Consider the following 5451-nt stretch of genomic DNA (forward strand, 5'->3'; position numbering starts at 1 on the left):
ACCTGGCGAGGTCGAAGGCGGGCGTGCCGACACTCAGCGGACGCCAGATCGTGACGACGTTCGGCCTCGGCGCGACCGGCATCTTCCTGTACAACGTGTGTTTTTTCGCGGCGCTCGCGCGGATGCCGGCCGGGCGCACCGCGCTGTTCGTCGCACTGAATCCGGTCGCCACCGCCGTGCTGCTGTCGGTCGTCGTGCGCGAACGCCTGTCGCTGTCGCGTTGGGCCGGCATCGCGGTCGCGCTGTGCGGCGCGCTGATCGTGATCAGCCGCGGCGATTGGCTGCGCGTGCTGACCGATCTCGGCAATACGTTCGGCGCCGGCGAACGCTTCATGCTGTGCGCGGTGCTGAGCTGGGCGGCCTACACCGTGATCGGCCGGCGCGCGCTCGACGGGCTGTCGCCGCTCGCGGCCACCACGTACGCGGCGCTCTGGGGCCTCGCGCTGCTGCTCGTCACGCACCTGTTCGACGCGACGGCGACTGGCGGCACGCCGCTGACGTGGCAGGCCGTCGCATCGATGCTCTATCTCGGCGCCGTCGGCACGGTGATCGCGTTCGTCTGGTATTCGCAGGGCATCCGCCTCCTCGGGCCGGCCCGCGCGGCCGTGTTCACCAACCTGGTGCCGGTGTTCGGCGTGCTGCTGTCGGTCGTGCTGCTCGGCGAGCCGCTGTCGCCGTCGATGCTGGCCGGCGGCGCACTCGTGATCGCGGGCGTCGCACTGACCAATCGCGCGAACCGCTGATGCGTCGGCGTGCGCCGCGTTCGGGGACGGATGCCGAATACGGATGCAGGCGCCCGCCATGCCGTTGCGTGCTGCATACGTCGGGCCGATACGCCCCCGATCTTCTCGCAGCCCCGCCAAAAACCGCCTATCGTGAATGAAGCGCCCCCGTTTGCCGCCGTTCGACCGTGCGTCGCCCGCCGCGGCAACGGCCTTGCGTTCCGGCGCCATTCACCGCGGTCGTCGCGCACGCTCGCCCGTGCACGCGATCGCGCCCGCCCACCGACTACCAGGAGGCACACATGAAAGCTGCGCTGCTCGTCAGCTCCGTCCTGCTCGCCATGGCGTCCGCCTCGGCCTCGGCCCAAGGTTCGATCACGAAAGTCGAGAACGGCGCGCTCGTCGCCGCCAACGGCATGACCGTCTACGCATTCGACAAGGACAAGCCCAACGCCGGCACCAGCGCCTGCACAGGCCCATGCGAAACCCTCTGGCCACCGTACAAGGCCAGCGCGACCGACGTACCGGTCGGGCCCTACACGATCGTCAAGCGCGACGACGGCAGCCCGCAATGGGCGTACAAGGGCAAGCCGCTGTACTTCTTCTCGAAGGACATGAAACAGGGCGAGCGCAACGGCGACAACTTCAAGAACGTGTGGCACGTGGTCGCCCCGTAAGCCTGCTTTCGCCGCGTTCCGTGCATTTCGCCAGCACGTAAAAAGCCCGCCCCGATCATTGATCGGGGCGGGCCTCGGCAGTTCCGCACGTCGCACCGGCCGTATGCAGCCGGTGCGCGCTTCCACTCAGCGGTTCGACGGGAAGCTGAACACCGTCCCTTCGCGCACACCGGCCGACGGCCAGCGCTGCGTGATCGTCTTGCGCTTCGTGTAGAACCGCACGGCGTCCGGGCCGTATGCGTGCAGGTCGCCGAACAGCGAACGCTTCCAGCCGCCGAACGAGTGGTACGCGACCGGCACCGGCAGCGGCACGTTGATGCCGACCATGCCGATCTGGATGTTGTCGCTGAAGTAGCGCGCGGCCTCGCCGTCGCGCGTGAACAGGCAGGTGCCGTTGCCGTATTCGTGCGCATCGATCAGCGCCATCGCCTCGTCGAGCGATTTCAGGCGAATCACGCCGAGCACCGGCCCGAAGATCTCGTGCTGGTAGATCGGCATGCCGGGCTTCACGTTGTCGAACAGGCACGGCCCGAGGTAGTAACCGCCGTCGTGGCCGTCGACCTTCACGCCGCGACCGTCGACGACGAGCGTCGCGCCCGCTGCCACGCCCGCTTCGACGAAACCCGTCACCTTCTCGAAATGCTGCTGCGTGACGAGCGGGCCCATGTCGACGCCCGCGCCGTTGCCCGGGCCGACCTTCATCTTCTCGATCTCGGCCTTCAGCCCCGCGACGACCTGGTCGCCCGTTTCGTCACCGATCGCGACGACCAGCGGAATCGCCATGCAGCGCTCGCCGCAGGAGCCGTATGCGGCGCCCATCAGCGCGTTCACCGCGTTGGGGATATCGGCATCCGGCATCACGACCGCGAAGTTCTTCGCGCCGCCGAGCGCCTGCACGCGCTTGCCGTGCGCGCAGCCGGTCGAGTAGATGTATTCGGCGATCGGCGTCGAGCCGACGAAGCTCACGGCCTTCACGCGCGGATCGGTGAGGATCGTGTCGACCGCTTCCTTGTCGCCGTTCACGACGTTCAGCACGCCCGGCGGCAGGCCGGCCTCGAGCGCGAGTTCGGCCATGCGCAGCGTCGACGACGGCGTGCGCTCGGATGGCTTCAGCACGAACGTGTTGCCGCACGCGACGGCCATCGGCCACATCCACAGCGGCACCATCACCGGGAAGTTGAACGGCGTGATGCCGGCCGCGACGCCGAGCGCCTGGAACTCGCTCCACGAATCGATCGCAGGGCCGACGTTCTTGCTGTGCTCGCCTTTCAGCAACTCGGGCACGTAGGTCGCGTATTCGACGTTCTCGATCCCGCGCTGCAGTTCGCCCATCGCATCGGCGAGCACCTTGCCGTGCTCGGCGGTGATCAGCGCGCACAGCTCGTCGGCGTGCTCTTCCAGCAGCGTCTTGAAGCGGCTCATCACGCGGGCGCGCTTCAGCGGCGGCGTGTTGCGCCATGCCGGAAACGCGGCTTGCGCGAATGCGATCGCGGCTTCGACGGTCAGCTTGTCGGCGAGCGCCACGCTCTTGCGCGATTCGCCCGTCGCCGGGTCGAACACCGGCTGGACGCGGCTGCCGCCGTCGACGCGCTTGCCGTCGATCAGGTGGCCGACGGTGGAGGTCACATTGCTGTCGTGTTTCATGTCTGGGGCTCTTTCCTGAATTCGGTTGTCGCGTGAGGACGAGCGATCGCTCAATCCACTTCGTTCAGTGCGTCGGAGAGCGCGTTGACCAGGTTGTCGATCTCGCGCTTCTCGGCGATGAACGGCGGCGCGAGCTGGATCGTATCGCCGCCGTAGCGCACGTAGAAGCCCTTCGCCCAGCAGCGCATCGCGATCTCGTACGGGCGCCGTGCCGGCTCGCCCGGCAAGGCGGCGATCGTCAGGCCGGCCGCCAGCCCGTAGTTGCGGATGTCCGCGACGTGGCGCTGCCCCTTCAGCCCGTGCACGGCCGCTTCGAAATGCGGCGCGAGATCGCGCACGCGGGCCACCGCGTCTTCCTTCACCAGCAGGTCGAGCGCCGCGACGCCGGCCGCGCACGCGACCGGATGCGCCGAATACGTGTAGCCGTGCGGGAACTCGAGCATGTACTCGGGGCCGCCCGCGGCCATGAACGTGTCGTAGATCTCCTTCGTCGCGATCACGCCGCCGAGCGGCTGCACGCCGTTCGTCACCTGCTTCGCGAAGTTCATGATGTCCGGCACCACGCCGAATGCGTCGGCGCCCGTCATCGCGCCGGCCCGGCCGAAGCCCGTGATGACCTCGTCGAAGATCAGCAGGATGTCGTGCGCGGTACAGATGTCGCGCAGGCGCTTCAGGTAGCCCTTCGGCGGCACGACGACGCCCGCCGAGCCGGAGAACGGCTCGACGATCACGGCTGCGATGTTCGACGCGTCGTGCAGCGCGATCAGTTCCAGCAGGCGGTCGGCCAGCTCGGCGCCGTGCTCGGGCATGCCGCGCGAGAACTTGTTCTCGGCCAGTTGCGTATGCGGCAGGAAATCGGCGTCGAGGCCCTGCCCGAACAGCTTGCGGTTCGGCCCGATCCCGCCGACCGAGATGCCGCCGAAGTTCACGCCGTGATACCCCTTCTCGCGGCCGATCAGGCGCGTCTTGGTGCCCTTGCCTTTCGCGCGCCAGTACGCACGGGCCAGCTTCAGCGACGTGTCGGCCGCTTCCGAGCCCGAGCCCGTGAAGAACACGTAGTCGAGGCCGGCCGGCGTCAGTTCCTTGATCTTGTTGGCGAGCTCGAACGATTTCGGATGGCCGAACTGGAACGCCGGCGCGTAGTCGAGCTGCGCGACCTGGCGGCTCACGGCTTCGACGATTTCCGTGCGGCCGTGACCGAGGCCCGTGCACCAGAGGCCCGACAGGCCGTCGAAGATCTTGCGGCCTTCGGCGTCGGTGTAGTACGCGCCCTTGCCGGACACGATCAGCCGCGGATCGGCCTTGAACTGGCGGTTGGCGGTGAACGGCATCCAGTGCGCATCGAGCCATGCGGCGTCGGTGCGGAGGTTCGTGTCGTCGTGCTGGGCGGTGGTGATGTCGGTCATGTCGGTCGGCGCGGCGCGCCCCTCCTCCTCGGGTTGATGTTGCGCATTGTCGGGACGCCAATTAGTCTTTTGAATATCGCAATATCAATGTTCACTTGCTCAAATATGCAAGCAAAGAAACCGAAGAGCCGCGCGCTGCTCGGGCAGCTCAGCGACATGGATCTGCGCCTGCTGCGGGTCTTCAAGGGCGTCGTGCAGTGCGGCGGGATGGCGGCGGCCGAACTGGAACTGAATATCGGCATCTCGACGATCAGCCGGCACGTGAAGGATCTCGAAACGCGACTTGGCCTCGTGCTGTGCCGGCGCGGCCGCGCGGGCTTCACGCTGACGCCCGAGGGGCAGACGGTGTACGAGGAGACGCTGCGACTGCTCGCGTCGATGGAAGCATTTCGCAGCAGGATCGACGGCATTCACGACACGATGGGCGGAGAACTTCACATCGCCGTATTCGACAAGACGGCCACCAACCCGCATGCGCGCCTGGGCGACGCGATCCGCCAATTCGCGGACGAAGCGCCCGCCGTCGCGCTGAACCTGCACGTCGCGTCGATCAACGAGGTCGAGCGCGGCGTGATCGACGGCAGCTACCAGGTCGGGATCATTCCCGCGCACCGCAACTCGGGCAGCCTCGTGTATTCGGCGCTGTTCGACGAACGGATGCTGCTCTACTGCGGCCGCCAGCATCCGCTGTTCGACGCGCCGCACGGCAAGCTCACGTGGACGACGGTCCGCAACCACGCGTTCGCCGGGCTCGGCTTCCATTCGCCGAACATGGAGCTGAGCCATCGCGCGAAGCTCACGCGCAGCGCGACCGCGTCGGACCAGGAATCGATCGCGACGCTGATTCTGTCGGGCCGCTATCTCGGCTTCCTGCCCGATCACTACGCGGAGAGTTTCGAAAACAAGGGGCTGATGCAGCCGATCGCACCGCACCGGTTCAATTACCGGTGCCGGTTCGTGAGCCTGCTGCGGCGCTCGCCGCGCCCGTCGCGGGCCGCGCTG

5 protein-coding genes are annotated in these 5451 nt (G+C 67.5%); 3 read left to right on the forward strand and 2 right to left on the reverse strand.

The genetic code is table 11. The features are described 5' to 3' along the window. Both JMF86_RS20930 and JMF86_RS20935 read left to right on the forward strand, forming a co-directional pair. Positions 1 to 743, forward strand: a 743-nt coding sequence (locus tag JMF86_RS20930) for a DMT family transporter (protein WP_201317131.1), incomplete at its 5' end; no start/stop codon positions are given. 281 nt (positions 744 to 1024) lie between these two features. After that, complete coding sequence (locus JMF86_RS20935) at positions 1025 to 1399, forward strand: hypothetical protein (protein WP_006479101.1); 375 nt, start codon at positions 1025 to 1027, stop codon at positions 1397 to 1399. A 126-nt stretch (positions 1400 to 1525) separates the two neighbouring features. Here JMF86_RS20935 and JMF86_RS20940 read toward each other — a convergent pair whose 3' ends face one another. Continuing rightward, positions 1526 to 3043: a CoA-acylating methylmalonate-semialdehyde dehydrogenase gene (locus JMF86_RS20940; RefSeq protein ID WP_011694729.1), complete on the reverse strand. Its 1518-nt coding sequence runs from the start codon at positions 3041 to 3043 to the stop codon at positions 1526 to 1528. Positions 3044 to 3093: 50 nt separating this feature from the next. Continuing rightward, positions 3094 to 4449 carry an aspartate aminotransferase family protein gene (locus JMF86_RS20945; protein WP_011547771.1) on the reverse strand — a complete coding sequence of 452 codons (1356 nt, stop codon included), beginning with the start codon at positions 4447 to 4449 and terminating at the stop codon, positions 3094 to 3096. Positions 4450 to 4554: 105 nt separating this feature from the next. On the opposite strand from JMF86_RS20945, the gene JMF86_RS20950 reads away from it, so the two are divergent. After that, on the forward strand, positions 4555 to 5451 hold an 897-nt coding region (locus tag JMF86_RS20950), incomplete at its 3' end, for a LysR family transcriptional regulator (RefSeq protein WP_201317132.1).

Origin of the sequence: Burkholderia sp. E168m15 (assembly GCF_016586105.1) — a bacterium.
In the GTDB taxonomy this organism is placed as follows: Bacteria; Pseudomonadota; Gammaproteobacteria; order Burkholderiales; family Burkholderiaceae; genus Burkholderia; species Burkholderia orbicola.

What these genes read in the sequence shown, in the direction of transcription:
- JMF86_RS20935 (WP_006479101.1), top strand. Translation starts at nt 1,025, where the DNA reads ATGAAAGCTGCGCTGCTCGTCAGCTCCGTCCTGCTCGCCATGGCGTCC.
- JMF86_RS20940 (WP_011694729.1), bottom strand. Translation starts at nt 3,043, where the DNA reads ATGAAACACGACAGCAATGTGACCTCCACCGTCGGCCACCTGATCGAC.
- JMF86_RS20945 (WP_011547771.1), bottom strand. Translation starts at nt 4,449, where the DNA reads ATGACCGACATCACCACCGCCCAGCACGACGACACGAACCTCCGCACC.